We start from the raw sequence: 25,237 nt of genomic DNA, 5'->3' as shown, positions 1-25,237 counted from the left end.
GAATCACAGCGACGGCAGGGGTGCCATGTCGAGAGCCATTACCGATTGCTGACGTCCGCGTCGAGATTACCGTCACGCTGGGAAGCTGGTGATGTGTTGGACGACTGGACGGCCGGAGACGCCAATGAGTGAGCAACCCCGGGTCGACGACTGCGATGTACTGGTGATCGGTGCCGGTCTCGCAGGGTTGAGATGCGCCGTTGTACTTGCCGAGCGCGGGTACGAGGTGGCGGTCTGGGAGGCCGAGGACCGGGTGGGGGGCCGTATCCGCACCGACGTCGTCGACGGCTTTCGCTGCGACCGCGGCTTCCAGGTGCTCAATCCCGCCTATCCGGCGCTTCACGGAGCGGTGGCGGTCCACGACCTGAAATTGCAGCCGTTCGACGCCGGTGTGGTTGTCCGGCGCGACCACGACCGGGTGAAGTGGGTGCATCCGCTGCGTCAGCCCCGGGACGTTCCACAGATGCTGATGCGTGGCGGCCTGTCGCCGCGCCAGGTGGCGGCCCTGCTCCGCTGGGCTGCTCCCGCCCTGCGTCCGGGCGTTCTGGCGGCGGCGCACCACGACACGGATCTTCGCGACGCCCTTGATCACTGCCGGGTCGAGGGCATCAGCCGTCGCGTGCTCGACCGCTTCCTGGCAGGTGTGCTCCTCGCTGACACCGGCTCCACATCCAACGCGTTCGCCCTGCTGCTGACGCGGATGTTCGCGCTCGGCGTTCCGGGCCTGCCTGCCGACGGCATGCGCGCCCTACCCGAGTTGATCGCCGCACCCATCATGGATCGGATTCACCTGCAGCACAAGGTGACTCGGATCTCCCGCGCTGGAGCCGACTGGACCGTCACCGGCGGTGAGGTGACAGTGCGTGCCCGTGAGGTGGTCGTGGCCGCCGATGCGCCCGCGAGCAGTGTCCTGACCGGTGCGCCGCCGCCGGCGATGAAGGGCGTCGTGACCGACTGGTGGGCTGTGGACGACCTGCCGCCCAGGCCGGCCATGCTGAGTGTCGACGGCCGAGCCGAGCCACCCGGACCGGTTGTCAACACCGCGGTGATCAGCTCGGCAGCGCCGACCTACGCGCCACCGGGCCGGCACCTCATCGCCGCATCGGCGCTCATCGGGCCGCAGCGCCGACCACCATCGGAGGCAGTGCTGCGCCGGCACGCCGCCGACATACTCGGTCTGGACGCATCGACGTGGACATTGGTTGTCCGACACGAGATTCCGGATGCGTTGCCCGCCCAGCCCGCGCCCCTGGTGGTGCGGCGTCCCGTGCGCAGTCCGGACGGGCTGTGGTTGTGCGGTGACCATCGGGACACGGCGTCGATCCAGGGTGCACTGGTGAGTGGGCGCAGAGTCGCCGAGGCGATCATGGCGCGCCGCATCGGGGCCCCTGCCTGACGGCCCCGGCAGCCGCGGCGTCACCGCTTGGCGCGCGGGATTCCCGTCGCCCACAGCGCCCACGCGACGAGAACCGGTTGGAACAGCAGCCTCACGAAGCGACTGGTGTCACTGTTGAGACCGAAGCCGTCTGCGTGGTTGACGTACTGCGCGATGTTGCCCGGGAAGATCAGGATGAAGAACGCCGCCAGCAGCCTGCCCACCAGCACCCGGTCCCGGTTCAGTAGGGCCAGCCCCACGCCCAGCGTGATCTCGACGCCACCGGATGCCATGACGACGCCGTCGGCGTCCATCGGCACCCACCGGGGAACCTGAGCCTGGAATTCCTCACGGGCCCAGAACAAGTGGCTGAATCCGGCGAAGATCATCGCGCCCGCGAGAACGAAGCGGGCGATCGTCCGCGCACGGGTGGTCGGCGGGGGTGGAGGCAGTTCGGACATGGGTCAGCCTTTCGTCGGATTCGGTTCGGAGAGATCAGTTGCTGGCGCGGGCGTGCAGTTCCGCGGTGATCAGGTGCAGTGCTTCGCGCAGCGCCGCGAGATCCGCGGCGGCCGAATCGTCGGAGCCCAACAGCCGGTCCGGAATACACGCCGCCCGCTCTTCCAGGGCGCGCCCCTTGGCCGTGAGGGTGATCTCGACACGCCGCTCGTCGGTCGCGCTGCGCTGCCGGCGCACGAAGCCGGCCGCCTCGAGACGTTTGAGCAGGGGCGACAGGGTGCCCGAATCGAGATGGAGCCGGTCGCCGAGGTGGCTCACTGTGCACGGCTCCTCTTCCCAGAGCACCAGCAGCACCAGGTACTGCGGGTAGGTCAGGTCGAGTTCGTCCAGCATGGGACGGTAGGCGGCAGTGACCGCCCGCGACGCCGAGTAGAGCGCGAAGCACAGCTGTTCATCGAGACGCGGACCAGGCATGCGGTCACCATATCGCACGCGATCTAGTTGCACACAACTCACTTATTCGGGTGCCCGCGCCGCCCTGGATACATCCCGTGACCTGCGCTGATGTCGAGCTGTAAGCACGGCCACCCTTGCGGCTGCACGAGAAAGTCGGACCGGCCGCTTACGATTCCACCGGCGATGCATTCCAGGGAAAGGGCCAGACGTGAGCTACACCGCCGCTGACATCACCGAGCTCGACGATGTCCAGCACACACGCCTTCGGCCGGCGGTCAACCTCGGTCTGGACGTTCTGAACACCGCCCTGCGGGAGCTGATCGACAACGCGGTGGAAGAGGTGGCTGATCCCAGCCACGGCGGGTCCCGGGTCACCATCACGCTGCACGCCGACGGATCGGTCAGTGTTGCCGACGACGGGCGCGGGTTGCCCGTCGACACCGATCCGACCACCGGTAAGAACGGCATCGTCAAGACGCTGGGCACCGCGCGGGCCGGTGGCAAATTCTCCGCGCACACCGACGCCACCAGCACCGGGGCCGGCCTGAACGGAATCGGTGCGGCCGCTGCCGTCTTCATCTCCGCGCGCACCGACGTCTCGGTACGCCGGGCCGGAAAGACCTACCTGCAGAGCTTCGGCAGGGGCTATCCCGGAGTGTTCGAGGGCACCGAGTTCGACCCGGATGCGCCGTTCACCCGGTCCGACACCCAAAAGCTGCGCGGCACCAGCAACCGGAAGCCCGACGCTCAGGGCACCGAAGTGCGCATCCTGTTCGACTCGACCGTCGTGCCCGATTCCCGCGTCGACATCGGCGAGGTGCTGCTGCGTGCCCATGCGGCGGCGCGGATGTCGCCCGGTGTGCACTTGGTCGTCATCGATGAGGGCTGGCCCGGCGACGAGATCCCGCCTGCCCTGCTCGCGCCGTTCGACGGTCCCTGGGGTAGCGACACATTGCTCGACCTCATGTGCACCGCCGCCGAGACTCCGGCACCCGCCGTGCGGGCTGTTGTGGAGGGCCGGGGCGAATACACCACCAGCCGTGGCCCGACACCGTTTCGGTGGTCGCTGACGGCGGGCCCTGCCGAGCCGGCGACGGTGGCTGCGTTCTGCAACACCGTGCGCACCCCGGGCGGTGGGTCGCACCTGGCGGCGGCGATGAAGGGAGTGTCCGAGGCCCTCGCCGACCGCGCATCCCGCATTCGCGACCTGGGCCTGGCCAAGGGCGAAGAAGGCCCGGAGGCACAGGATTTCGCGGCAGTCACCGCTCTGGCCGTCGACACCCGCGCCCCCGACGTGTCCTGGGACTCCCAAGCCAAGACAGCGGTGTCGTCCCGCTCCCTGAATGTGGCGATGGCCCCGGACGTCGCACGCAGCGTCACCGTCTGGGCGGCCAACCCGGCCAACGGCGACGCAGTGTCGCTGTGGACGAAGCTGGCGCTCGAATTCGCCAGGGCGCGGCGCAGCGCCGAGGGCGCCAAAGCCCGGTCCCGTGCGGCATCGAAAGCCAAGGGACTGGGCACGAATCTGTCGCTACCCCCGAAACTGCTGCCCAGCAGGGAAACCGGGCGCGGCTCCGGCGCGGAGCTGTTCCTGTGCGAGGGCGACTCGGCACTGGGCACCATCAAAGCCGCACGGGACGCGACCTTCCAGGCCGCGTTCCCGCTGAAAGGCAAGCCGCCCAACGTCTATGGGTTCGCACTGAGCAAAGCCCGGGCCAAGGATGAGTTCGATTCCATCGAACGCATTCTGGGATGCGGGGTTCGGGACAACTGCGACCCCGAGCAATGCCGCTACGACCGGATCCTGTTCGCCTCCGACGCCGATCCCGACGGCGGCAACATCAACTCGAGCCTGATCTCGATGTTCCTCGACTTCTACCGCCCGCTCGTCGAGGCCGGAATGGTCTACGTGACGCTGCCGCCACTGTTCGTGGTCAAGAACGGCGACGAGCGCATCTACTGCCAGGACGAGTCCGAGCGCGACGCGGCTGTCGCGAGATTGAAGGACACCTCCAAGAAGCGGGTGGAGGTGCAGCGCAACAAGGGTCTCGGTGAGATGGACGCCGACGACTTCTGGAACACCGTGCTGGATCCACAGCGGCGCACGGTGATTCGGGTCCATCTCGATGACGACGACAAAAAGTTGCACCATACGTTGTTCGGCGGACCGCCCGAGGGCCGGCGCACGTGGATGGCCGATGTGGCCGCCCGTGTCGACACCTCTGCGCTGGACCTCGACTAGGAGTATCACGTGACCGCCACCCTGGACATTCCAGAGCAGAACTCCGACCTGGTGCTCGACCAGAGCGCCGACGAGTACTGGAACCACTACCAGCTCACGTTCGCGCTCTACAGCGTCAGCGACCGCGCGATCCCGTCGGCGTTCGACGGGCTGAAGCCGGGCCAACGCCGGCTGCTCTATCAGATGCACGACTCGAGGCTGCTGCCCGGCAACAAGCCACAGAAGTCCTCGAAGGTCTGCTCGGCGGTCACCGGAAACCTGCACCCCCACGGCGGTGCGTCGATGTACGGCGCCGCGGCGCTGATGGCTGCCGAGTTCCAGCGCGTGAAAGTCATTGACGGACAAGGAGCATTCCCCCGCATCCAGGGTGACATCCCCGCCGCCGACCGCTACACCGAGATGCGCTTGTCGGCTCCAGGCGCGGCGCTGACCGCGGAACTCGACGACCACGCGGTACCGATGGTGGCGACGTTCGACGGCGAGTGGACCGAGCCGACGATGCTGCCCGCCCAGTGGCCGGTGCTGCTGTGCAACGGAGCCGTCGGCATCGCCGAAGGGTGGGCCACCAAGGTGCCCGCGCACAATCCCCGCGAGATCATGGCCGCCTGCCGCGCGTTGTTGAAGACGCCGAACATGACCGACGACAGGTTGGTCAAACTCATCCCCGGGCCCGACTGGGGATGCGGGGCGACGGTCGTCGGCACCGCCGGGCTGCGGGAGTACATCACCACCGGCCGGGGCGCGTTCACGGTGCGCGGCACGGTGAGCGTCGACGGCAAGAACTGCGTCATCACCGAACTTCCCCCCGGTGTCGCGAGTAACACTGTGCAGGAACGGATCCGGGCGCTGGTCGAGTCGGGCGAGATGTCCGGCGTGGCCGACATGTCGGACCTGACCGACCGTCGCAACGGGTTGCGCATCGTCGTCACCGCCAAGCGCGGCCATAGCGCCGAGGACATCCGCGAACAGCTGCTGGCCCTGACCCCGCTGGAGTCGACATTCGCCGCCAGCCTGGTCGCCCTCGACGAGAACCGGGTGCCGCGCTGGTGGTCGGTGCGCGAGCTGATATCCGCGTTCCTTCATCTGCGTGACTCGGTGGTATTGCACCGCAGCGAGTATCGACTGGAGAAGGTGACCGCACGCCGGCACCTGGTGGCCGGCCTGATGACCATCCACCTGGACATCGACGCCGCGGTCGCGGTCATTCGCGGCTCCGACACCGTCGACGAGGCGCGCCAGGGACTGCAGGAGCGGTTCGGGATCGACGCCGTCCAGGCCGATTACGTTCTGGCACTGCAGCTTCGCCGCCTAACCAAGCTCGACGTCATCGAACTGCGCGCCGAAGCGGAGAAGCTCGACGCCGAGTTCGCGGCGCTGACCGAGCTGGTGTCCGATCCCGACGCGCGCCGGAAGGTCATCGACTCCGAACTCATCGAGACCGCGAAACTGTTCAAGGGACCGGAGTTCGACCGCCGGACCGTCCTCGACGCGGAGGCCACCCCGGTGACCTCGGCCGCCGACGACGACGGGCCCCGCGAGCGAAAGATGAACGCCGCCTGGCGTTTGGACGATCGAGGGGTGTTCTCCGACAGTCACGGGGAGCTGCTCACCTCCGGCCTCGGCTGGGCGGTGTGGACCGACGGGCGGGTGAAGTTCACCACCGGGAACGGTCTGCCGTACAAGACCCGCGACATTCCGGTGGCACCAGATATCACCGGCCTGCTGTGCTCGGGTGTGCTCCCGTCGGGCTACCACCTGGCGCTGGTGACCCGCCGAGGAAAGGTGCTGCGGATCGACCCGGCCGCGGTGAATCCGCAGGGCGCCGCGGGCAACGGTGTGGCCGGGGTGAAGCTTGCGTCCGGTGACCCGGAGGACACCGTGATCGCCGCATTGCCGGTGTCGTGCGGCAACGGCGAGGCCATCCTGTCGACGTCGGAGAAGAGTTGGAAGGTAACCGAAGTCGCCGACATCCCGGTGAAGGGTCGAGGCGGAGTCGGCGTCGGGTTCCACCCGTTCGTCAAGGGTGAGAATGCCCTGCTGTCGGCGTCGATCTCGGCGACCGGCTACGTGCGGGGCAAGCGAGCGGTGCGCGCGGAGAACCGCGCGAAGGCGTCGATCAAGGGGTCCGGGACGGACGTGACACCGGCGGACTGATCCGCCGACGGATACCTCATATGGAGCTAGAGCTCTTCCGACAGAAATGGACGCAGATGACCTCGGAGATCCCCGCCACGACGGGCTCGCGGCACATTCTCGCGCTTGTCGTATCGCTCGTCGCTGTCGCCGCGGTAGCCGCCGTGGGCGGGCTTGCCTCTGCTGGTGCCGCGAGCGAGTACGGACGGCTCGAGCAACCCGATTGGGCGCCGCCGCCCAACGTCTTCGGACCGGTGTGGACCATCTTGTACGCGCTGATGGCGATCGCCGCCTGGCTCGTGTGGCGGGCCGACCCCCGATTCGGTAACCCGGCGATCATCGCGTACGCCGCGCAACTGGTCCTGAATCTGGTCTGGTCACCGTTGTTCTTCGGCCTCGGCTGGCGTGGTGTGGCACTCGTGGACATCCTGCTGCTCGACGTGGTCCTGGCCGCGACCCTGGTGCTGTTCTGGAAGGCCAACCGCACGGCGGCCGCGCTGCTCATCCCGTACTTCGCGTGGAGCCTGTTCGCGACAGCCCTGAACTACTCGGTGTGGTCGCTGAACAGCTGACCAACCTCGGGATCGAGGCCGGCCGCCGCGTCGAGCCGGGTGATCAGCCCCTTGTCGCCGTCCACTCTGACTCGATCACCGGTCTTGAGTACCTGGGTACCGATCAGCGTGTTGACGACGCAGGGTAGCCCGTACTCCCGCGCCACGACCGCGCCATGGGACACCGAACTTCCGATGTCGGTGACCAGTGCCGCGATCACGGTGAAATATGGTGTCCAGCCGACGTCGGTGACCGGTGCGACGAGGATCTCGCCACGCTGGACATCACGCGCATCATGGATCGACTTGGCCACGCGGACCGTGCCTTCGGCGATGCCCCGGCTGGCCGGCCGCCCAGTGATTTGATCGTCGGTGAGAGCACCCGCAACCCGCGCGAGGATGGGGGTGGGCCGACCCACCGACACGTCGTCGAATTCCAGCGCCTGTTGGAACGGCAGCGCATCCCGGCGCTGCTGCGCGCGGTGCACGAGGTCGGCGATGTCCTCGTCGCCGACGACCAATGGCAACTCGGCGCGATCGAAGAAGAAGACCAGGTCCGCGTCGGGAAGACGCCCGGAATCGGCCAGCACCTCGCCCAGGTGGTGGTATCCGAGCTTGAGGCGGTGGGCCATCAGCGCCATCTTGGACTTGGTCTCCTCGCGCCCGCGGGCACCGCCCTGAGCCAACCGGGCCAGCAGCCGGATTGTCCGCGACCGGGGTGCATCGATCGGTGTGCGCGTTGACTGCTCGCCGGCGGAACTCCGCGCAGACTGCACCATGACCTGCATCATCGACCCGAGTCCGTCGGCGTCCTCGGCCCACGCGGGATCGCGCATGCACAGTTCGCGGTAACCGCGGTGGCCGTGCCGAATCAGGAACTGCCGCAACGCCGCACCGCCCCGGCTGGCGCCACCACACAGGCCGATCACCGCCTCATCCGGCGGCGCGGCCAGGAACTGCTCGGCGGTCGCCTCGTCGGCGACGATCTCACGCACCACCGCATGCAGTTCGTCGACCATCATGGCGCTCTCGACGTCGGTGGCACCGGCCATCAGACGTGCCGCCTCGGCTTGACCCTCGTGCTCATCGAGACCGTTCTTGACGGCGTTGCGCACCAGATAGCTCTCCAGAACATTCGCACCCACCGCAGCCCGCGATGACGACCGCACGTGAACCAGCGTGACGTAGCAGTACAGTTCGACGCCCGCTTCCAGTTGCCGCAGAACGTGTTTGGCGTCGCGACTGGTCGGAATCGGATACGCGACGATCTGGTCGCCGAGCCGGCGGATGGCCGGACCGGCGGACAACGCATGCGAGGTGAGCCGAATGGTGTTGATCAGTTTGGGGATGAAGGGCTTGGGCGGCTTGGGTTCGAGTTCGTCGACCACCCGCCCGCAGATCGACATGGAGAACTGTTCCAGCGAGTTTCCGAGGATGCCCGAACTCAGTGCCGTGCCTTCGGTCATGTTCAAGAACATGTGTCCGTAGAAGTAGCCGACTTGAAGCCACGGCGTGGCGTAGCTGTCCTGCGCCCGCGCCACCACCTGCGTGGTCTGCATGGCGTAGTCGATCGCGTAGCCCGAGACCGACGCGGTGAGCGGACAGAAGGCCCCTGGCATCATCTCGCCGATGTTGCATCGGGTGTAGACGTGGGACGGGCCGGCCACCGGGGTGTCCATCTCGTTGAGGTCCCCGGGCAGCGTGGTGATCGGCCGAGCCTGCAACCATCTCAGCTGCCCGGTGGCGTCGATCGCCCATTCCAGATCCATCGGCCGGCCCCAATGCCGGGATGCGTGCAGCGCACCCGCGCGAATCTGCGCGACTTCCTCGTCGGACAGCACGGGATTGTCTCCGACCTCGCGGACCGCCTGGTTGCCATCGGCGGTCAGTACCAGATGGTCGGAGATGGCAGATCCGTCGACCAGCGCTTCACCCAACCCGGCGACGGCATCGATCACCATCAGATCCCTGCGGCCGGTCGTCGGGTCCGCGGTGAACACCACTCCGGCCGACCGTGCATCGACCATCTGCTGGACCACAATGTGCATGGTCACCGCGCCGGTGGCGGCGTCGTGGCCGCTATAGGAGGACGCTCGTTCGGAGCCGACCGATGCGGCACATTTGCGGACGGCCGCGGCGAACGCGTCCAGCGAATCCACGCCGAGGACGGTGTCGTACTGTCCGGCGAACGACTGCTCGGCGCCGTCCTCTCCGGTGGCCGAGGATCTTACGGCGACCGGGCAGCCGCCCGTCGCCTGCATCTGAGCGAAGCGGTCCGTGACCGACTCCGGGAGGGGCAGCAGGGAGGCATGGGCGATGACGAAACCCGTTGGGACGGAAAGCCCGATCCGGGTCAGCTCGGCCAAACCCAAGGCTTTGCCGCCGAACCGGTCGTCAATGATGTCCGCGAACTCGCTTGTCGTGGTGTGCACGCTTCAGCCCAACGCGTCGATGATCTCGGCCAGTGCCTCGGCAGCGATAGGCCCGGGTTGATACAGGCAGATCCGGTCCGAGACACCGTCGACACGATCGCGGATGTGTGCGGCCACCTCAGCAGGCGTGCCACATGCGGCAATCGTGTGGAGCATCTCGTCGTCGATCAAGGTCGCCATCTCCTGCCATCGGCCTTGCTTGGACATGGCATTGAGTTCGGGCTGCAGATCGCCCCAGCCGTGCGCCTCCAGCACCGGGCGGTACGCCGGGGTGGAGCCGTAGAACGACAGGAGCATCCGCGTCGACGTGTGATCCTCGCCCACCGAAACGATGATCTCGGGTACCACCGCGAAGTCGGCGACGTCGCGGCCGGCAGCGGCCAACCCGGCGCGGACGGCCGGCATGGTCTTCTCGTGCAGGAACCGCTTGGACCCGAACGGCATCACCAGCAGACCGTCGGCCACTTCGGCCGTCGCGCGGGTCATCTGCGGGCCGAGCGCGCCGAGATAGATCGGCGGCGGCCCAAAGGGATTCGGGCCGGGATTGAACGTGGGTGTCATCAGGGTGTGGCGGTAGAACTCACCACGGAAGTCGAGGCGCTCACCGGTGTTCCACGCGGTGAAGATCGCCCGCAAGGCACCGACCATCTCCTTGATCCGCGCCACCGGTCGATCGAACTCGGCGCCGTAGCGTTTCTCGATCTGCGCGCGGATCTGAGTGCCGAGGCCGAGGATGAACCGGCCCTGCGAGATCTCCTGCAGGTCGTTCGCCTCATGGGCCAACTGGATCGGATTGCGGGGGAAGGCAATCGCCACGTTCGTCATCAGGTCCAAGCCCTTGACCGTCGATGCCAGGACCAGGGGCGTGAAGACCTCCCGCGGACCCTCGAAGGTGAACACCCCCGACGCTCCGGCTTCGCGTAACAGGGCCGCGCGCTCGACGGCATCAGTCGGGCCGAACAGGGCTGTCATCACCTTCACGGCGTCACCGCCTCCTGAACGTCAGTCCAATCGGAGAACCCCGACGGGTGGTGTGGGCCGATGATCGCGTGCTCGAACAGACCCGCGCCCTGCTGTGTGCTGCCGTCGGGCTCGGTGCAGACGGCCCGGCCCACATGGTCGATCAGGCTGAACGGGGCTCGGGCGAGCACCTCGGGGTCGGTCGTGTCGTAGGAGACGCGCTCGGCGGACGGGCCACCCTTCCACGTGCCGTGCGCCCAGGTGGAATCCCCACCGTAGCCGGACCCAAATGCGATGGGCGCGAACAGCTTCGACTCGACATCGAGCTGCAGCCGGCTTCCGGATCGGGTGAGCATCTCGATGTGGGCACCGTAAGGAATGCGGGTGCCGGGCGTGTAGTGGATCGTTGCGCGCACGCCGTCGAGCTGCTCTACCCTGCCGTCGGGCCAGCGCCGGCTGCAGTCGTAGAGGCTGCGATGCCCGTCCGGATCCTCCTGGATGATCAGGAAGATCTGATAGTCGGCGAAGGCCAATGGCAGGTACAGCCACCACATGCCGCCGAATGCGGTGTCCGGTCGGCCGGCGGGTTCGGGCTCGCCGATGGGCCGGATTCCCCAGGACCGGTCGCGGCTGCCTACCGAGGTCGTCGGATCGACACTCAGCCGTTCACCGTCGACGTCGATCCATCCCTCCCAGCTGCCCAGTTGGGCAAACCGGCACGCGTGCAACGTCACTCGTCGCTCCGAGTGCATCTGATGCGGGTGCTCCAGCGCCGCCGGGAACAACCCGCGCCATCTGAGGTCAGCCGAGACACCCTCGGTCTCGGCGACGGTGAGGTGCAGTTCCTGCAGGGGCTCGACGACGTCGAGCCGGTACCCGTTGACGTTCTGGTGGAGACGATCGTCGTCGATCGCGTCACTGAACCGGACGGCGGTCTGCGTGTCTCCCCGCCGGATCAGCAGATAGGCATCCTTGACGCCCAGTCGGGGGTAGTAACCGATCCCGGTCAGCGCCATGAAGCGGCCGTCGCGGTCGAGCACGTTGAAGTAGGAGCGGTCGTAGAAGTTGCGGTCCGAGGTCGCCGGAGCACTCATCGGCACCGGCGCCTGGTGGATCGGGTATTCGTCGAGTGGGCTCAGGATCAACGGGTTCTCCCCTAATAACGATACGATGCGAGCTATATTGGAAATGATGAGAACAGATCCGCCCGACGATGACAAGGGGCCCTCCCGGTCGCCGGGCCGGCCTCGCGACGAGAAGATCGACGCGGCGATCATCCGGGCGACCCGCGACCTACTCCTCGAGACGGGCTATCCGGCACTGTCGTTGTCGGCCATCGCCGCTCGCGCCGGGACCACCACCGCCGCCATCTACCGGCGCTGGTCCGGCAAGGCGCAGCTGGTTCACGAAGCGATATTGCCCGCCGAAATCATGGCGATGCCCAGCGCCTCCGGTGACGTCGCCGAGGACATCCGGGCGCTGGTGGAGGCGACGCGGGCGATGTTCGACCGCCCCGAGGTCCGGCTCGCCCTACCGGCGCTGATCGCCGATACCGTTGCCGATCCGGAAGTTCACAGCAAGATGATCTCGCGGTTCGCCAGCAGTCTCACCAGTTTCCGAACCCGAATCGACCAGCAGTACAGCCCGTCGCCCGATGATGGTGACTTACCGCTGCTCGCCGAGGTCGTGGTGGGCAGCGCGATCTTCCGCATCATCATCCGACACGACGCCCCGCTGGACGCGGCCTGGGTCAACGACGTGACCAACTTGATCAGCTCGGGCTGGCGCTCGGTGTCGTAAGGGTCCGCAGATTACGTTCTGGCCCTGCAACTTCGGGCCGGGGTCCCGCTCGGCGGCAAACTAATCGTCCGCCCTTTCGCCGATGAACTCCACCCCGGCATTGATCGCCGGGCGGTGGCGCAGGACCCGGTAATGAGCCAGTCGGCCCAGGCCCTTGGTGGTCAGTAGGCGCGCACCGTGCCAGGACGCGGCCAGTCGCTCGGTGGCGGCATACGGGCTGTCCGGGTCGTCGGGGTCGTGGATGAGAAGCAGCGGAGGGTAGTTGGCTCGTCGGCCGACTCGGGTCATGTTGGTCTCATGCAGCGGCATGGCGATTCGTTTTTCCAGACGACGGTGCAGTCCCGCGCGGATCCGGCGGCCGAAGCCATGGCGTGCGGCGAACAGGTCGAGATAGAGCGGGAAATCTGCCATGGGCGCGAAAAAGACCAGACGTCCCACCGGAGCGCCCTGCGCCGCCGCCAACGCCGTCGCGTTCGCGCCCAGTGAGTGCGCGACCACAGCGTGGGCAGGCCCATGAGTCTGGATCATGGCCGCGATCGCGTCGGCACACTCGGTTGCGGTGGTACGCCCGGGAGCGAGCTCACCGGGATCGGATTCGTTGTGACTGGGCAGGTCGAACGCAACGACCCGGTGCCCGGCTTCCACCAGCGGTTTGACGAACATCGCCAGGTGCGGGCGCTGTCCGCCCCAGCCGTGCACCAGATAAATCGGCGGCCCCTCGCCCCATTCCTCACCGGCGACCCGATGGCCATCCCAGAACGCTTCCACCGGCCTGCCGGGGGGGACACCGGGAGGCATGCGTAGAGCTGACTCGAGAACCGGTGGGGTGCACCACAACTCGACCGCCCACCGTGATCCCAACCACGGCGCGAACCGCTCGAGTAGGCCAAACCGTCGGCGCACCCGGTCATCGATCTCGGGAAGGATGCCTGAGCCGACGACATCGAGCGGGGGGATCTCGCCGACCGGCCCCGGCGCCGACGCTGGTTGGGGTGCTCCTTCAGTCATCAGCCTCGATCGTAGTACGGGCGTGACGCCGGTGAGCTAGCCGGTGAAACCCTCCCCAGCCGTCGAACGGTCGTGGTGGCTGAACGTCAGCGGAATGTGCTTACCGCGGGCGATCTTGTTCAGCATGGCAATCCGCTCACGTGCGGCGGCACCGCTCTTCTTCCTGCTCTCCCGGATGGGGTTGGAGAACGGCAGCAGGTCGGTGACCCTCGCGATGCCGACGTTGAGCCGCGTGAGGTCGGTGAAGATGCGCACTCGTCGTTCGAAGTTGTAGCCCAGCGGTTCGAAGAGCGTCCCGGCCACCATCGCCTCGATCTGCTTGTAGCCGAAGACGACTCCTGCCGGTGCCAGGGCGACGCTGGCGGTGATCTGATTGACGTGCCGCGCGACCACCTTCTTGACCACGCCGGGAAGCGCGTCTGTCAGGGTCGTCAGGTGCACAGGACCCGCGATCGCATCGACCAGTTGGGCACGCCACGGAGACGGGTTACCGCCCCGGGCCAGAACGTAATTCAACGATTTGATCAGCTCGATGCCGTTCGGGGAGTGCAGCGCTTCGGGGGCGCCCCACAACCGCCCGGAGAACGACGAGTACTCGGCGAGGTCCTCGAGTTGCTGCGGGGTCAGCTTGCGGCCGAACGCGTGATCGACGAGACGTCCGAGCAGCATGCCGCTGCCGAACCCGAGCAACGATGTGACGGGGATCGGTTCACCGAATTTGAGGTAGACGTCGTCGCCCCACTTCCGTCGCAAGCCGCGACTGGCCAGAGCGTGCATCAACCGCACCCGCACCACGTCCTGGAACGCATCCGAATGCCGATCGAAGATGTCGGGCAGCGTGAATTCGGCGAAAACCCTTGCAGTCTCGATGAATCGGCGGGGGCCGTCGTCGGCGAATCGCCCGGTGGCTCCGGTGGCGGCGGAGATGTCGCCGGTCATCGCGGTCTCGTAGAAGGCCCACCCGCGAATGATCGTTGTGGCAGCCCACGTGCTCGACATCGCCAGCATCCGGCCCCGCTCGGCCGCCACCAGATCGAACTGGGCAGGCAGCTGATCCAGGTGGTCGAAGAGATCGACGAATTCCTGCGGCGGGTCCTCGAGCGTGTCGATGCCCTGGGTCAGCGCTTGTTCGAAGAGTGCCCGGCCCTGCTCATGGCCGAGGCGCTCAAAGGCCTCGACCGCACCGATCATGAGCTCGTCGCGCTGCCAGAAATAGTCGTCCCGCAGGCGGGTGAGGTCGCTGGGTTGGACCTCCCTGTCGATGTCGATCCACCCGCCGAAGATGAATTCGCGCATGAATCGCCACTGGTCAGCGTAGTGATCGCGGCCGGGCGGGATGGGACGCAACGGCCGGTCCGGATGGTCACGCCGATTGAAGTCGACATCCTCGAGAAGGATCTCCGGACGTTCACCAGTCACCGTCATGAGGCGACGTTAGCGCGGGCGCGACGTTCTGGCAACGCCCGTTGTCAGTTGGCGCGGACAGCCGAGGATGGCAGCTCATCATTGGTTTCCAGCGCACGCATGAGTGCTGGCAGAACAAGATGGCGGCGCAGTCGCCAGTTCGATTGACGAAACAAGCTCGCCATTGCGGCAACGGTGCCGCCGACGTCGTCGCGGCCGGTGAGGTAAGCCCAGCGGTGCGCGTCCGGCAACGAGAAGAATTGTTCGAAAAAGCCGGGGACCTCGGCGGCGGGCATCCGTAACAACGCTTCCAGTCCGATGCGCCGAACGCGGTGGATCACCTTCGCGGCGGTGGGCCAGACCGTCGCCTCGGCCGCCGCGAGCGCTCGATCCGGATCCGCGGGGAGATGCTCTGCCAAGGCGTACGCCACCCGCGGCGCAAGGTGAAGCGCGGCTGCGACACTGAATCCGCTTGCCGGATGTATCAGCGGCGCGGCCGCGCCGAACCCGAGCACGCCAGGTCCCGAATGTCGTGCCTGGTCGACCGGGAATGAAACCTTCTCCGTACGTGCGTCTTTCGGCGCTGAGATGCCGTGGTGGGCGAGCCGGGCATCGAGCCGGCGACGCAAGGTCGCCAGCGGCAGTCCGGGCCGGCGTGCCAGTGAGGTCTCTTCCACCAGCACCCTCCCGCCGCCCAACGGAACCGCATAGAGGAACGTCGGCCACCCTGACTCGCCGTGCCCGGCCCGCCAGTCCATGAACAACGCTTCGCCGGGGTCGACCAGCGGTGCCACCGACGTTTCGTCGAGGATCACGCCATAGGCCGTTTGCTCGGCGGATACGCGGTGCGACCGGTTGGGATCCAACGGGCGCGAGCGGCCGGTGGCATCCACGACGACCGAAGCTCGCAGGCTCGAGCCGTCGGCCAACGCCACCACACCGCGCACCGGAGACCCGACAGCACGCCCGGTGTAGACGGTCACGTCCACACTGTGGTCGACGAGGTGAGAGCGCAGCGCGTCAACGTCGAGGACCACGTACTCCCAACCCAGACGGTGTTCGGTGAGCGCGATGGCCCGGCCCGCGGCCCGTGCGGCGACCGTGGCCGCAGGCAGGTCGGCGGGCAGTTCTGGGCTCCACATGCCGTAAGTGGCCACCCACCGCCGCTCCGGGTTCGGATCCAGCAGGCCGACCGTCAGTCCGCGTTGACTGCACGCCGCTGCCAGCGCCATACCGGCAGGCCCCGCCCCGACTACCAAGACGTCCACGCGCTCTATCGTGCCCTCCTCGGCCAGGAGCCCCTATCGCGGCACATCAAGCGTTGACCGAGCCGTCACCTGCTGCGAATACGTGGCCCGCAGAATCCGTAGCTGCAGGTACGTCGTCACCACCAGCAAGGGCACGCCCATCACCATGCTGGCGATGCCCAGCGCTACCACGTTGTCGTCGAGGTAGAAGGGGATCTTCACGGCGCTGCGCGCAACCACGGCGGCCGCCCAGATGACGGTGCACAGGTCATAGGCGCGACGTTGAACGCGATCGGAATACCACCGTGCGTCGGCGATCACCGGCCCGACGAGGACTCCGACAAGCGGGCGGCGGATCACCAACGAGGCGACCAGGATGACGCTCAACACCGACGTACGGGCGATGTCCAGGAGATAGAAGTCGGTCCCGTCACCGGTGCTGACGACCACCAGAGCGGACAGCCCGGTCAACGCCGCGCCGGCCACCGCAGTCCGCAGCGGCTGTCGACTGAGCAGGCGTATCACCGCCATGACCACGGCGAGCGCCAACGCCGCACACACGGCGGGACCGATCTGCCGTGTTGCCAAATAGATGACGAGGAAAAGGGTGTGCGGCACCAGCGCATCAACGAGGCCGTGCCAGCCGCCCGCGAGGTCGATCAGCTTCGATGTGGGTGACGTGATGACCGCGGCGAACTCCGCCCGTACGCGGTGGAGGCGGTCGTTAATCGATGTGCTCCGATGCTCTTTGGCCGTCGTCGATCGTCGTCTCACGATGGCAGGGTCCCCAGCCAGGTGGTCACGGTGTCGACGAACATCTGTGGGTCGTGGCCGTGCATCGAGTGCGGCATCTGGGGGAAACTCTGATAGGTGCAGGAGTTTCCGGCCTGCTCCACGAGGCGCTGCACATGGCGCACCTGTTGGTCGGAGATGGCGCCGATGAGATGCCCGGTCGCCGGATCCTGCATGCGGAAGTGATGAGTGAACAGCACCGGCACCTTCACGTGAGCGAGCATGGTTTCGTGGTCGCAGTTCTGGGCCACCGTCCCGGTCGAAAATGCGTGTCCCCACTCCGGGTCGTACTCGCGCAGGTTTTGGGGCACCCCGTCGTGTGCCGGCATCCATGCGGGCAGTTCCGCTTGCTGCGCTTTCCGCATGCCGTCGACGTCGGCAATGCTCCACTGCGCCCCCAGCCATTTGTAGAGCAGGTCGAACAGCGGTCCGACAGCTTGCCGAATGGACTGCCCCACTGCAGGGTTGACCTCAGAGGCGAACAGCGGGGCATCTTCGTAGACGGCTGCGCGAATCTGCCCGGGCGCTGCGTAGGCAGACAGCCATGCCGCGATGACGCCGCCCGACGACAGTCCGCTGACCACCACGGGGCGTCCGATCACTCGATCGATGAATCGAACGAGGTCAGACCCGAACAAGTCCAGACTGTACCGGCCGGGCGTCCAGGTCGACCGTCCTTGCCCGCGCAGATCGATCGCGTGGACGTGGAATCGCGGCGACAGCAGCTTCATGGCTTGTTCGTAACCCCACCATGACTCGGTCTGGCCGGGAATCAAGAGGATGGCCGGATTGCGCGCGTCACCCGCGGTCGCGTAGTTCATTCTGACCTCGCCGAGATCAGCGATCTGTTCTGGATAGTCGTGCGGCACAAATATTTCCGGGTGGTCCTGGGCTTCCAGATATGTCGACATCATTGGTGCGCCGTCCCTCGTGACTAGTAGATGTCCAGGTCGTCGGCGAACGTCACCGCACCGGTGAAGTGCGAGCCGATAGCGGTGCGTGCCCTGGCCATGTTCTCCGGTGTCAGCGGATTATGGGTGATGACAACCGATTTGACATCTGCGCGGCTCGCCAATAGACCCACCTCCTCGGCAGTGAGATGTTCGTGCTCGAAGCGTCGTTTGATCGCAGCCAGCACCTCCGACGGAAATGGCAGAGAGCGCGAAATCTGTCCGACGACCTGATCGGGGTCGGTGATCTCGCTTACCAGTACATCCGCCCCGAGAGCCAGACGCTCGACCTTGTCACTCGGGCCGGTATCACCGGTATAGACCAGACTGCGTGTCGGGGTATCGAAGCGCAGCGAAAGCGACTGGTAGCGCGATGCTTCCGGGCTGCCCTCCGGATAGCCGTAGTGCGTGTTGATCGTCGCCGTCACATCGATTCGTCCCACGGTGAACCTGGAGCCGTCGGTGATCTCGACGACGGTGATATCGGCGTCAGACTGCCGGATGAAACCCGGGACCTGCGACATCAGCCCGGACGCGAAATCGAACGACGACCGGATCGCATTGGCGATGCGGAGGGTGCCAGGCGGGCCGTAAATGGTCAGCGGTCCCGGGATCTGCGCCTGCAGCCGGCGCCCCAGGAGTCCGTACAGCCCTGCGGTGTGGTCGATGTGCAGGTGGCTCAGTATCACGGTGTGCACGGCCGGAAGTGAGATCCCGGCTTTGGACAGCTGATCGACCGCGCCGTCCCCGCAGTCAACGACAATCGCCTCCACCCCGTCGTAGAGCACGTTCGCCGGCTGGTGCCGTACGGCGCTCGGAAGTGGACCGCTCATTGTTCCCAACGTGATCCACGCGATCTCGTGATGGCGGCCCTGCGCTGTCGTTGTGGCGGCGCTCGCGCCAGCGACTTCATCGAGCATCAGCTGTCCTTCCGGTCGAGCGGTTGTTGAGATTCACTTTACGGTCGTTAAATGAAATGTCCAGCCGACGATGGACATGTGATCCGTCTAACAGCCGTAAAGTGAGCGCGTGGTCCCGCACGATCCTGAGCCTCAGACCCGCGCAGAGCGCGTCCGCCAGACGCGTGCTCGCATCGTCAGTGTGGCGCTGACGCTGTTCGCCGAAAAGGGCTATGAGGCAACGTCGTTGCAGGACATTGCCAACGAGATGGGACTGACCAAGCCAGCGGTGTTCTACCACTACCGCGGTAAGCAGGAGATCCTCAAGGACCTGGCTGAGCCGGCGCGGACTGCCCTCGCCGCACTCCTGGATCGTGCTCTCGCCCACCCCGTTGGGCCGGAACGCACGGAGATACTGGTGACCGGGCTGGCCGACCTGTTTCTCTCACGCCGTGAGTTCGCGCGAATAATGGCGCAGCAGGCCGCATTCCGTGAAGCCATGCGCACCGCGGTCGGTGGGCCCGGGATGCTCGATACGCTCATCGAGGTCACCTATGGGCCCGATCCAAGCCTGGACCAGCGATTCGCTGTGTATTCAGCGACGTCGGTGGGTCCGGCGCTCTCGGCGCTCGGAGATCACCCGGAGCACGAACTGAGAGCGGTTTTGCTGCGAGCATTTCGCCGGATAGCCAGCGTGCAATGACCTTGGCGGGAAGGTTTGGATCACCCGGCGATCGCTGCGGCGACCCGCCGTCGGCCGCTACAGTTGAGAAGCACCATGGCCCTGAAGCGCAGCATCTTCCGATGGACGGTTGTCCTCACTGTTCTGCTGATGAGCGCCGCCCTCGGATCAGCTACCGCCATGGCTGCTGAACTCGGCGACTATCGCTGGGAACGTCGTCCTCTGCTGGTGTTCGCGCCCGCGCACAGCGACCCGCGGCTCACCGAGACGTTGAGTCGGATCGAGGCCACCGGCTGTGACTTCGCCTCCCGCGACATGGTGCTCGGGCAGGTGCTGGCCACCGGCGACAGCACGCTCGACGGTCAACCCGTCGACGCCGAGCAGGCGCAGCGGCTGAGAACCCAGTTCGCGGTCGATACGCAGGCCTTCACGGTGGTGCTGATCGGCAAAGACGGCGGCGAGAAACTGCGTGTCACCGGGGTCCCCGACCTTCAGCGAATCTACGCCGTGATCGATGGCATGCCGATGCGCGGCAACGAGATTCGCGCCAATCCGGGGCGGTGTTGATGATTCGATATGGGCTGGCCTGCCCCATGGCAGCACTCTCGACCCTCCTGCTGGTGTCATGTGGAAGCGGCGAGCGACCCGCCGGAGCGGATGCGACGACGACTGCGTCAGCGCCTGGGCGCTCGTCCGCCCCGGCGGCCGAGAACCCCGGATCCGAGGTCCCGCTGGTGTCCCTCAACGCCGCCGACGTTGCCCGCTGGACGGCGGTCAACGACCCCGTCATGGGCGGTCGGTCCACGTCGAACGTCGCGTACGGCGATGGTGGCCTTGTGTTTTCGGGGACCATCTCCCTGGCGAACAATGGCGGTTTCGCCTCCGCCCGCAGTCCCGAAGATCCCGATATCGGGCGACGAGCCGCGGGTGCGACGTCGATCCGTGTGCGCGCGGTGGGTGACGGTAAGACCTACGTGTTGAGGGTGGGCGCCGAGGGACAGCCCTGGTCCTACATCCAGCGTTTCCGCACCGAGGCCGGCGTCCAACGGACGTACGAGCTTGCGGTGGGAGCTTTTCAGCCGGTGGGGATGCGGATGGATCCAGCGCCGCAGGCTCCTGCGACTCTGGACCCGTCGAGCATCAGCGGAGTGTCGGTCTACATTCTCGACAAGCAGCAGGGCCCGTTCGCCATCACCATCACCGGGATCGACGCGGCGCACTAAGGGTGTCGGTAGAACTCAGGACACCGTGACGTGGACGTGGTTGAAGTGGTTGGCCACCCGCCACATCGTGTAGGACACCCCGAACCGTTCAGCCTGGCTTTGCACGTCTGCGTTGATCGCATCGCCGAGCGCCATATCGGAGCCGATCATGATGTCGATGGCGTGGCCGCTCGGATGATCGGGAAGCGAGTCCGCACGCACGCCACCGATCGACTGCACACCCGGGAAGGTCGCGATGATGTACGCCGCAAGGGTTCGGGCATTGGGGGTCAGGCCGCTCATCCCGACGGTGGGGATCGCGCCGCCCGGGCCCAACAACGCTTGCTGAGCGGCCGGTAGCGCGTAGTAGGTCGCCCGCACCAATCTGACCTGACCCTCGACCTCCGACTGCTTGGTCTCCAGATCGGCTCGCAGCGTGGCCGCGGCGTCGGCGGCCGCTTTGGCGGTGGCGGCGGATTCGGCGGAGGCCGCTGCGGCGACCGCGGCCTGTCGCTGGGCGTCGCGGAACTTCTGCAGCTGCCCCGTCATCTGGTCGGTGATCGTCCGCTGGAAGGCCAGTTCGTCGATCAGGCGCTGCGGCGACGCGGCGACGAAGAACGCCGTCACGCTGTCGGTGCGTCCACCGGAGTAGATGGCAGCCGCGGCCCTGTCGACGGTCCCCTGATAGTCAGCCAGCTGCGCCTGGGTTGATTCGAGCACGGCTATGTCATCGACGTGCTTCTGCTCCGCGGCGCTCTGCAGCTGCACCTTCTTCTCGAGGTCCAGCTGAACGGATTGAGCGGTCTCGATCAACTGCTGCGCCTGTTTGGTCAGCTCGTTCAGCTTGGCCAGCTCGTCTGATTCCGGCTCGGCGAACGCCGAACCGGCCGACACCACGCAGAGGGCAGTGACGATCGCGATCGCTCCCGCTGCCCTGCTCGGACCCGTTTTCGGTGCGAACGGCCGGTGAAACTTCACGACTGCGCATCCTTTGACTGCCGGGCGACGTCGTCTCCGTCGAATTGCAGACCCCTGTGGCTAAGGTCTCGGAAAGGTTACGAAACGGTGCGGAGGTTGTCCAACCGTGTCAATTACCGGACCACCAGCACCGGGCATTCGGCGTGATGGATCAGATTCTGGCCGACCGAGCCGAGGATCGAGCCGGCCAGCCTTCCGCGGCCGTGACTGCCGACGACCACCAGCTGAGCCTCCCGTGACAGATCGGTGAGGCCCTTCGCCGGGCTGACATCCTGAAAAACCTTGACCACGTGGGCGTTGGGATACTTCTTGGCCAGCGGTTGCACCAGCTCGTCCATCCGCCGGCGCTGCTGGGTCTCCAGCACATCGAGCAACTGCCAATCCATGTTGCCGGCGCCGCCGAGGTCACCCATTCCGACCGCCGCGTCGATCTCCCACATGTGCACCACCGTCAGCTGTGCGTGCAACGCACGGGCGATGTCGAAGGCTTCCGCGAGCGCCCGTCCGGACGACTCCGAGTCGTCGATACCGACCACGACCGGCAATGGTTTGCCGGTCCGCTTGGCCACGGGTGCCCGCCAGACCACCACCGGACACTGAGCACGGTGGACGGTCCGCACAGCATGGCCGCCCAGCGCTCGATGGTCCGCCGCGCCAGTGCCCACCACGAGCAGCCGGGCCTCCAGCGAGGCGTCTGCCAGGGCCGTCGCGACAGCAGCCCTGACCGTCACGGTGCTGACCACGAGATCGGGGTGCGCCGACCGCAGGTCCGCTTCGGCCGCCGCGAGCACTTCGTCGCCGTTGCCCTCGGGTCCGGTGGGTGCGTCAGCACCGGCGAAATGCCACTCGAGCCGCGGGACCGCGTGCAGCAACGTCAACGGGCGGGCATGGGTGGCGGCGAACTCCGCGGCCCACCGGGCAGCACCGAGCGAGGCGTCCGATCCATCGATGCCGACTACGACGGACTGTTCTTGAGCAGCGGAGGTCACGCTCCGAGACTAGGGGACCCGCTCGGACGGAACGGGCGTTCCCGGGCGGGAGCTACCCGACCCAGCAGGGAGCGTCACCGGGGGTGTAATACGGCAGCCCGTTGGGGGAGATACAGGGCTGTTCGCCGGGGAAGGCGGGGACCAGCGAAAACGCGTAGGTTTCGGGCAAGCCGTAGCGAACCCAGTCACCCGCGACCGCCGCGTCCACGGCATCGCCCGCGATACCCGGTGTGCAGCCGCCGACGGTGACGTGCCGGCCACCGATGTCGCCACACACGTCGGCCTGGGCCATCGGGGAGATCGCCGCGGGGATGGCCGACAATGCGGCCGCGCTGAGCAGGACAACAGCAATTTTCTTTACCATGCCGTCATTATCGCTGCCTGATGTGCCGGGCGTTACCACTCTCGTAGAGGTCCGTTCCGGGTGTGACGCCGCGTAGATTTTGTTGTGCGGCGGACCGACCTGGCGTGCGAGCCCTGAGCCCGAGGAGAGCGAGTGGCCAGATCGAACGGCTCCGAATTGGTCGATGTGCACGCCCACTTCCTCACCGACGAATACGTCAGCGCCGCGGTTTCCGCGGGGATCGAGCAACCTGACGGCATGCCCATGTGGCCGTCCTGGAGTATCCAGGCACAGCTCGAGCTGATGCAGCACAACCGGATTCGTCACGCGGTCTTGTCGATGTCCTCGCCCGGAGTGTCGTTCGCGGATCCATCGACCGCGCCCGCCCTGGCCCGCCACGTCAACGACTTCGCCGTCACGACAGTCGCTGCCCATCCAGAGCGCTTCTCGTTCTTCGCTTCCCTTCCACTGCCCGACGTCGACGCGGCGGTCGTCGAAGCCCAGCGCGCGATCGACGGTCACTCCGCGGCCGGCGTGGTTCTCCTGAGCAACCACCGCGGACAGTACCTCGGCGACGCGGCGCTCGATCCGCTGTGGGAATGCCTGAACGCGCGGCGTTCCATCGTGTTCGTCCACCCGACGTCACCGTCACACGCCGAAGCCGTTGCACTCGGTCGGCCCCGGCCCATGCTCGAGTTCATGTTCGAAACCACCCGCACCGTAACCGATTTGATCTTCGCGAATGTTCTCGGCCGTTACCCCGACATCAAGTTCCTGATCCCGCATTGCGGGGCTGCCCTGCCGATTCTGGCGGCGCGTATCGAACAGTTCCGCAGCCTGTGGCCGATGCCCGATGGCAGTCCACCCGGACCCCTGACGACCGAAACCCAGTTGCGCCGCTTCTGGTTCGACCTCGCCGGGTATCCGGTGCCCACTCAGGCGGCAGTCTTGACGGATGTGGTCGGCACCGAACGCATCCTGTACGGAAGCGACTACTGCTGGACACCCGCGTTCGGTGTTGGCAAGCAGGTGGACGCCCTGGACGCCGATTCGAGCACTGATTGGCGGCGAGTGACGTCGGAGAACGCGCAGCGACTCCTCGCCTAGCATTCCCACTGCCGGGCAGGGCAATTCACGGTGTCGTTCCCGCTGCGTCCCGCTAATCAGTGACTACGTGTGTGACGAATCAGCCCGGCCTGCGGGTGCCACACAGGTAGCCTGCACGGATGCCATCGACACCGCTGCCCGTGGTGCTGGCCACCCTCGCATTGCGGCGCGCACTCAAGCGACTCGCCGACAAGATGGTGCCACCGCAGTTCGCGATGCTCGACGTCGGGGAGGGCGTCGCCGGCGTCCAGATCGCTGCGAGCATCGCCGAGCTGGGGATCGCCGACGTGCTTGCGGACGGGCCATTGACCGCCAAGCAGATCGCCGCGCGGATCGGCTGCGACGAGGAGACCACCCATCGCCTGCTGCGCGGCGCGACCGCGTGCGGCCTGTGCACCCTGGACCGGCGCACCGGGGCGGCGAGGATGACTCCGATGGGCGCCGTGCTCCGCAGCGACCACCCGTCGTCGCTGCGGGCATGGATGCGTTACAAGGGAATGCAATCGACCGTCGACGCGTGGGGTGGGCTCGCCGAGAGTGTGCGCAGCGGCCGCAGCGCGTTCGAGATCGTGCACGGCATGTCGGTATGGGACTGGTACGCCGCCCATCCCGATGAGCAACAGCTCTTCGCCGCAACGATGCGGCAGGCCACGAGCATCATCGCCCGCGGGATCGCGCGGGTGTATCCGTGGCCTGAGGGTGCGGTGGTGTGTGATGTGGCCGGGGGGATCGGCACGCTGTTGTCGGTAATCGTCACCGAATCGCAGGCCAATCTGCGCGGAGTGCTGGTCGACAGCGCCGGGATGATCGCCGAGGCCGAGCGCTTTCTCACCGACCGCGGAGTCGCCGACCGGATCGACTGTGTCGAGGGAGACATCTTCCGGTCCGTCGACGCCACCGCCGACGTCTACCTTCTCAAAGACGTGCTGCACGACTGGGACGACGAACGCTGCGCGACGATCCTCGCCGCGGTGGCAGCCGGCATGCCCGTCGGCGCGAAGCTGCTGGTGGTCGAGTATCTGCAGCCGCGCAATCGCCCGAATCCGTTCTCGCCGCTGTTGGACCTGCACACGCTGACGCAGCGCGACGGCGGCCGCTTGCGCTCCCGGGCCGAACTCGACGACCTGCTGATCGGCGCCGGTCTGCGGCCCACCGGTCGAGCGTTCTCCGTTGTGCCGCACGACATCATCGAGGCTGCGAAGATCGCGTGACCTAGCGCCCGTGCGTC

General features: G+C 66.7%; 24 protein-coding genes. 10 read left to right on the top strand and 14 right to left on the bottom strand.

Annotated elements, in window-relative coordinates:
- The first annotated feature begins 124 nt into the window (after positions 1-124).
- A complete protein-coding gene (locus AB4879_RS08755) occupies positions 125-1,396 on the top strand; it encodes a flavin monoamine oxidase family protein (RefSeq protein ID WP_370507278.1) in 1,272 nt (423 codons plus the stop codon).
- A 20-nt stretch (positions 1,397-1,416) separates the two neighbouring features.
- Here AB4879_RS08755 and AB4879_RS08750 read toward each other — a convergent pair whose 3' ends face one another.
- Complete coding sequence (locus tag AB4879_RS08750; protein ID WP_102805897.1) at positions 1,417-1,836, bottom strand: hypothetical protein; 420 nt, start codon at positions 1,834-1,836, stop codon at positions 1,417-1,419.
- 34 nt (positions 1,837-1,870) lie between these two features.
- Positions 1,871-2,308: a MarR family winged helix-turn-helix transcriptional regulator gene (locus AB4879_RS08745; protein ID WP_370507277.1), complete on the bottom strand. Its 438-nt coding sequence runs from the start codon at positions 2,306-2,308 to the stop codon at positions 1,871-1,873.
- Positions 2,309-2,498: 190 nt separating this feature from the next.
- Between AB4879_RS08745 and AB4879_RS08740 the strand changes: the two genes are divergently transcribed.
- Genes AB4879_RS08740 through AB4879_RS08730 form a run of 3 tightly spaced genes read left to right on the top strand, consistent with a single transcriptional unit; the run spans position 2,499 to position 7,237 of the window.
- Positions 2,499-4,532 (top strand): toprim domain-containing protein, encoded by a 2,034-nt coding sequence (locus tag AB4879_RS08740; RefSeq protein ID WP_370507276.1) that lies wholly within the window; start codon positions 2,499-2,501, stop codon positions 4,530-4,532.
- A gap of 9 nt (positions 4,533-4,541) precedes the next feature.
- The gene (locus AB4879_RS08735; protein WP_370507275.1) at positions 4,542-6,686 is read left to right on the top strand and encodes a DNA gyrase subunit A; all 2,145 of its coding nucleotides are present in this window, start codon (positions 4,542-4,544) and stop codon (positions 6,684-6,686) included.
- A 56-nt stretch (positions 6,687-6,742) separates the two neighbouring features.
- Positions 6,743-7,237 (top strand): TspO/MBR family protein, encoded by a 495-nt coding sequence (locus AB4879_RS08730; RefSeq protein WP_370507274.1) that lies wholly within the window; start codon positions 6,743-6,745, stop codon positions 7,235-7,237.
- On the opposite strand, the gene AB4879_RS08725 is transcribed toward AB4879_RS08730, so the two are convergent.
- The 3 genes from AB4879_RS08725 to AB4879_RS08715 are packed head-to-tail and all read right to left on the bottom strand — an operon-like array spanning position 7,210 to position 11,702.
- Entirely contained in the window at positions 7,210-9,648 is a 2,439-nt protein-coding gene (locus AB4879_RS08725) for a PEP/pyruvate-binding domain-containing protein (RefSeq protein WP_370507273.1), read from the bottom strand. The genes AB4879_RS08730 and AB4879_RS08725 overlap by 28 nt on opposite strands.
- Before the next feature lie 3 nt (positions 9,649-9,651).
- A complete protein-coding gene (locus tag AB4879_RS08720) occupies positions 9,652-10,629 on the bottom strand; it encodes a TIGR03617 family F420-dependent LLM class oxidoreductase (RefSeq protein ID WP_370507272.1) in 978 nt (325 codons plus the stop codon).
- Positions 10,626-11,702, bottom strand: a complete 1,077-nt coding sequence (locus AB4879_RS08715) for a hypothetical protein (RefSeq protein ID WP_370507471.1) — start codon at positions 11,700-11,702, stop codon at positions 10,626-10,628. Before AB4879_RS08715 ends, AB4879_RS08720 begins: the two co-directional genes overlap by 4 nt.
- A 97-nt stretch (positions 11,703-11,799) precedes the next feature.
- On the opposite strand from AB4879_RS08715, the gene AB4879_RS08710 reads away from it, so the two are divergent.
- Positions 11,800-12,408: a TetR-like C-terminal domain-containing protein gene (locus AB4879_RS08710; protein ID WP_370507271.1), complete on the top strand. Its 609-nt coding sequence runs from the start codon at positions 11,800-11,802 to the stop codon at positions 12,406-12,408.
- A gap of 60 nt (positions 12,409-12,468) precedes the next feature.
- On the opposite strand, the gene AB4879_RS08705 is transcribed toward AB4879_RS08710, so the two are convergent.
- Genes AB4879_RS08705 through AB4879_RS08680 form a run of 6 tightly spaced genes read right to left on the bottom strand, consistent with a single transcriptional unit; the run spans position 12,469 to position 18,642 of the window.
- Entirely contained in the window at positions 12,469-13,416 is a 948-nt protein-coding gene (locus AB4879_RS08705) for an alpha/beta fold hydrolase (protein WP_102805884.1), read from the bottom strand.
- A 36-nt stretch (positions 13,417-13,452) separates the two neighbouring features.
- Entirely contained in the window at positions 13,453-14,841 is a 1,389-nt protein-coding gene (locus AB4879_RS08700; protein ID WP_370507270.1) for a DUF2236 domain-containing protein, read from the bottom strand.
- A 44-nt stretch (positions 14,842-14,885) separates the two neighbouring features.
- Entirely contained in the window at positions 14,886-16,088 is a 1,203-nt protein-coding gene (locus tag AB4879_RS08695) for a lycopene cyclase family protein (protein WP_370507269.1), read from the bottom strand.
- Positions 16,089-16,121: 33 nt separating this feature from the next.
- A complete protein-coding gene (locus tag AB4879_RS08690; RefSeq protein ID WP_370507268.1) occupies positions 16,122-16,841 on the bottom strand; it encodes a DUF3159 domain-containing protein in 720 nt (239 codons plus the stop codon).
- Positions 16,838-17,773, bottom strand: a complete 936-nt coding sequence (locus tag AB4879_RS08685; RefSeq protein WP_370507267.1) for an alpha/beta fold hydrolase — start codon at positions 17,771-17,773, stop codon at positions 16,838-16,840. Before AB4879_RS08685 ends, AB4879_RS08690 begins: the two co-directional genes overlap by 4 nt.
- A 20-nt stretch (positions 17,774-17,793) precedes the next feature.
- Positions 17,794-18,642 (bottom strand): MBL fold metallo-hydrolase, encoded by an 849-nt coding sequence (locus AB4879_RS08680; protein WP_370507266.1) that lies wholly within the window; start codon positions 18,640-18,642, stop codon positions 17,794-17,796.
- A gap of 268 nt (positions 18,643-18,910) precedes the next feature.
- Here AB4879_RS08680 and AB4879_RS08675 point away from each other — a divergent pair, with 268 nt between their 5' ends.
- The 3 genes from AB4879_RS08675 (at position 18,911) to AB4879_RS08665 (ending at position 20,613) form a co-directional block, all read left to right on the top strand.
- Positions 18,911-19,411 (top strand): TetR/AcrR family transcriptional regulator, encoded by a 501-nt coding sequence (locus AB4879_RS08675; protein WP_370507265.1) that lies wholly within the window; start codon positions 18,911-18,913, stop codon positions 19,409-19,411.
- Positions 19,412-19,540: 129 nt separating this feature from the next.
- Positions 19,541-19,957 (top strand): DUF4174 domain-containing protein, encoded by a 417-nt coding sequence (locus AB4879_RS08670; RefSeq protein WP_370507264.1) that lies wholly within the window; start codon positions 19,541-19,543, stop codon positions 19,955-19,957.
- Between the two features lie 26 nt (positions 19,958-19,983).
- On the top strand, positions 19,984-20,613 hold the full coding sequence (locus AB4879_RS08665; RefSeq protein ID WP_370507263.1) for a CIA30 family protein: 630 nt from the start codon (positions 19,984-19,986) through the stop codon (positions 20,611-20,613).
- Positions 20,614-20,628: 15 nt separating this feature from the next.
- Here the strand turns inward: AB4879_RS08665 and AB4879_RS08660 are convergent, their stop codons facing one another.
- The 3 genes from AB4879_RS08660 to AB4879_RS08650 form a co-directional block, all read right to left on the bottom strand.
- Entirely contained in the window at positions 20,629-21,570 is a 942-nt protein-coding gene (locus tag AB4879_RS08660) for a coiled-coil domain-containing protein (RefSeq protein ID WP_370507262.1), read from the bottom strand.
- Between the two features lie 113 nt (positions 21,571-21,683).
- Positions 21,684-22,559 carry a universal stress protein gene (locus AB4879_RS08655; RefSeq protein WP_370507261.1) on the bottom strand — a complete coding sequence of 292 codons (876 nt, stop codon included), beginning with the start codon at positions 22,557-22,559 and terminating at the stop codon, positions 21,684-21,686.
- Positions 22,560-22,611: 52 nt separating this feature from the next.
- Positions 22,612-22,923 (bottom strand): hypothetical protein, encoded by a 312-nt coding sequence (locus tag AB4879_RS08650; protein ID WP_102805875.1) that lies wholly within the window; start codon positions 22,921-22,923, stop codon positions 22,612-22,614.
- 132 nt (positions 22,924-23,055) lie between these two features.
- Here AB4879_RS08650 and AB4879_RS08645 point away from each other — a divergent pair, with 132 nt between their 5' ends.
- Positions 23,056-24,009, top strand: a complete 954-nt coding sequence (locus AB4879_RS08645; RefSeq protein ID WP_370507260.1) for an amidohydrolase family protein — start codon at positions 23,056-23,058, stop codon at positions 24,007-24,009.
- 119 nt (positions 24,010-24,128) lie between these two features.
- The gene (locus tag AB4879_RS08640; RefSeq protein WP_370507259.1) at positions 24,129-25,220 is read left to right on the top strand and encodes a methyltransferase; all 1,092 of its coding nucleotides are present in this window, start codon (positions 24,129-24,131) and stop codon (positions 25,218-25,220) included.
- The last annotated feature ends 17 nt before the right edge of the window (positions 25,221-25,237 follow it).

Source organism: Mycobacterium sp. SA01 (assembly GCF_041287105.1).
In the GTDB taxonomy this organism is placed as follows: domain Bacteria; phylum Actinomycetota; class Actinomycetes; order Mycobacteriales; family Mycobacteriaceae; genus Mycobacterium.
The sequence above is the reverse complement of the archived record's forward strand: the minus strand, read 5'-3'. Positions and strand labels throughout refer to the sequence as shown.

What these genes read in the sequence shown, in the direction of transcription:
- AB4879_RS08755 (WP_370507278.1), top strand. Translation starts at nt 125, where the DNA reads ATGAGTGAGCAACCCCGGGTCGACGACTGCGATGTACTGGTGATCGGT.
- AB4879_RS08750 (WP_102805897.1), bottom strand. Translation starts at nt 1,836, where the DNA reads ATGTCCGAACTGCCTCCACCCCCGCCGACCACCCGTGCGCGGACGATC.
- AB4879_RS08745 (WP_370507277.1), bottom strand. Translation starts at nt 2,308, where the DNA reads ATGCCTGGTCCGCGTCTCGATGAACAGCTGTGCTTCGCGCTCTACTCG.
- AB4879_RS08730 (WP_370507274.1), top strand. Translation starts at nt 6,743, where the DNA reads ATGACCTCGGAGATCCCCGCCACGACGGGCTCGCGGCACATTCTCGCG.
- AB4879_RS08715 (WP_370507471.1), bottom strand. Translation starts at nt 11,702, where the DNA reads ATGAGTGCTCCGGCGACCTCGGACCGCAACTTCTACGACCGCTCCTAC.
- AB4879_RS08710 (WP_370507271.1), top strand. Translation starts at nt 11,800, where the DNA reads ATGAGAACAGATCCGCCCGACGATGACAAGGGGCCCTCCCGGTCGCCG.
- AB4879_RS08705 (WP_102805884.1), bottom strand. Translation starts at nt 13,416, where the DNA reads ATGACTGAAGGAGCACCCCAACCAGCGTCGGCGCCGGGGCCGGTCGGC.
- AB4879_RS08700 (WP_370507270.1), bottom strand. Translation starts at nt 14,841, where the DNA reads ATGACGGTGACTGGTGAACGTCCGGAGATCCTTCTCGAGGATGTCGAC.
- AB4879_RS08685 (WP_370507267.1), bottom strand. Translation starts at nt 17,773, where the DNA reads ATGATGTCGACATATCTGGAAGCCCAGGACCACCCGGAAATATTTGTG.
- AB4879_RS08680 (WP_370507266.1), bottom strand. Translation starts at nt 18,642, where the DNA reads ATGAGCGGTCCACTTCCGAGCGCCGTACGGCACCAGCCGGCGAACGTG.
- AB4879_RS08670 (WP_370507264.1), top strand. Translation starts at nt 19,541, where the DNA reads ATGAGCGCCGCCCTCGGATCAGCTACCGCCATGGCTGCTGAACTCGGC.
- AB4879_RS08665 (WP_370507263.1), top strand. Translation starts at nt 19,984, where the DNA reads ATGGCAGCACTCTCGACCCTCCTGCTGGTGTCATGTGGAAGCGGCGAG.
- AB4879_RS08650 (WP_102805875.1), bottom strand. Translation starts at nt 22,923, where the DNA reads ATGGTAAAGAAAATTGCTGTTGTCCTGCTCAGCGCGGCCGCATTGTCG.
- AB4879_RS08640 (WP_370507259.1), top strand. Translation starts at nt 24,129, where the DNA reads ATGCCATCGACACCGCTGCCCGTGGTGCTGGCCACCCTCGCATTGCGG.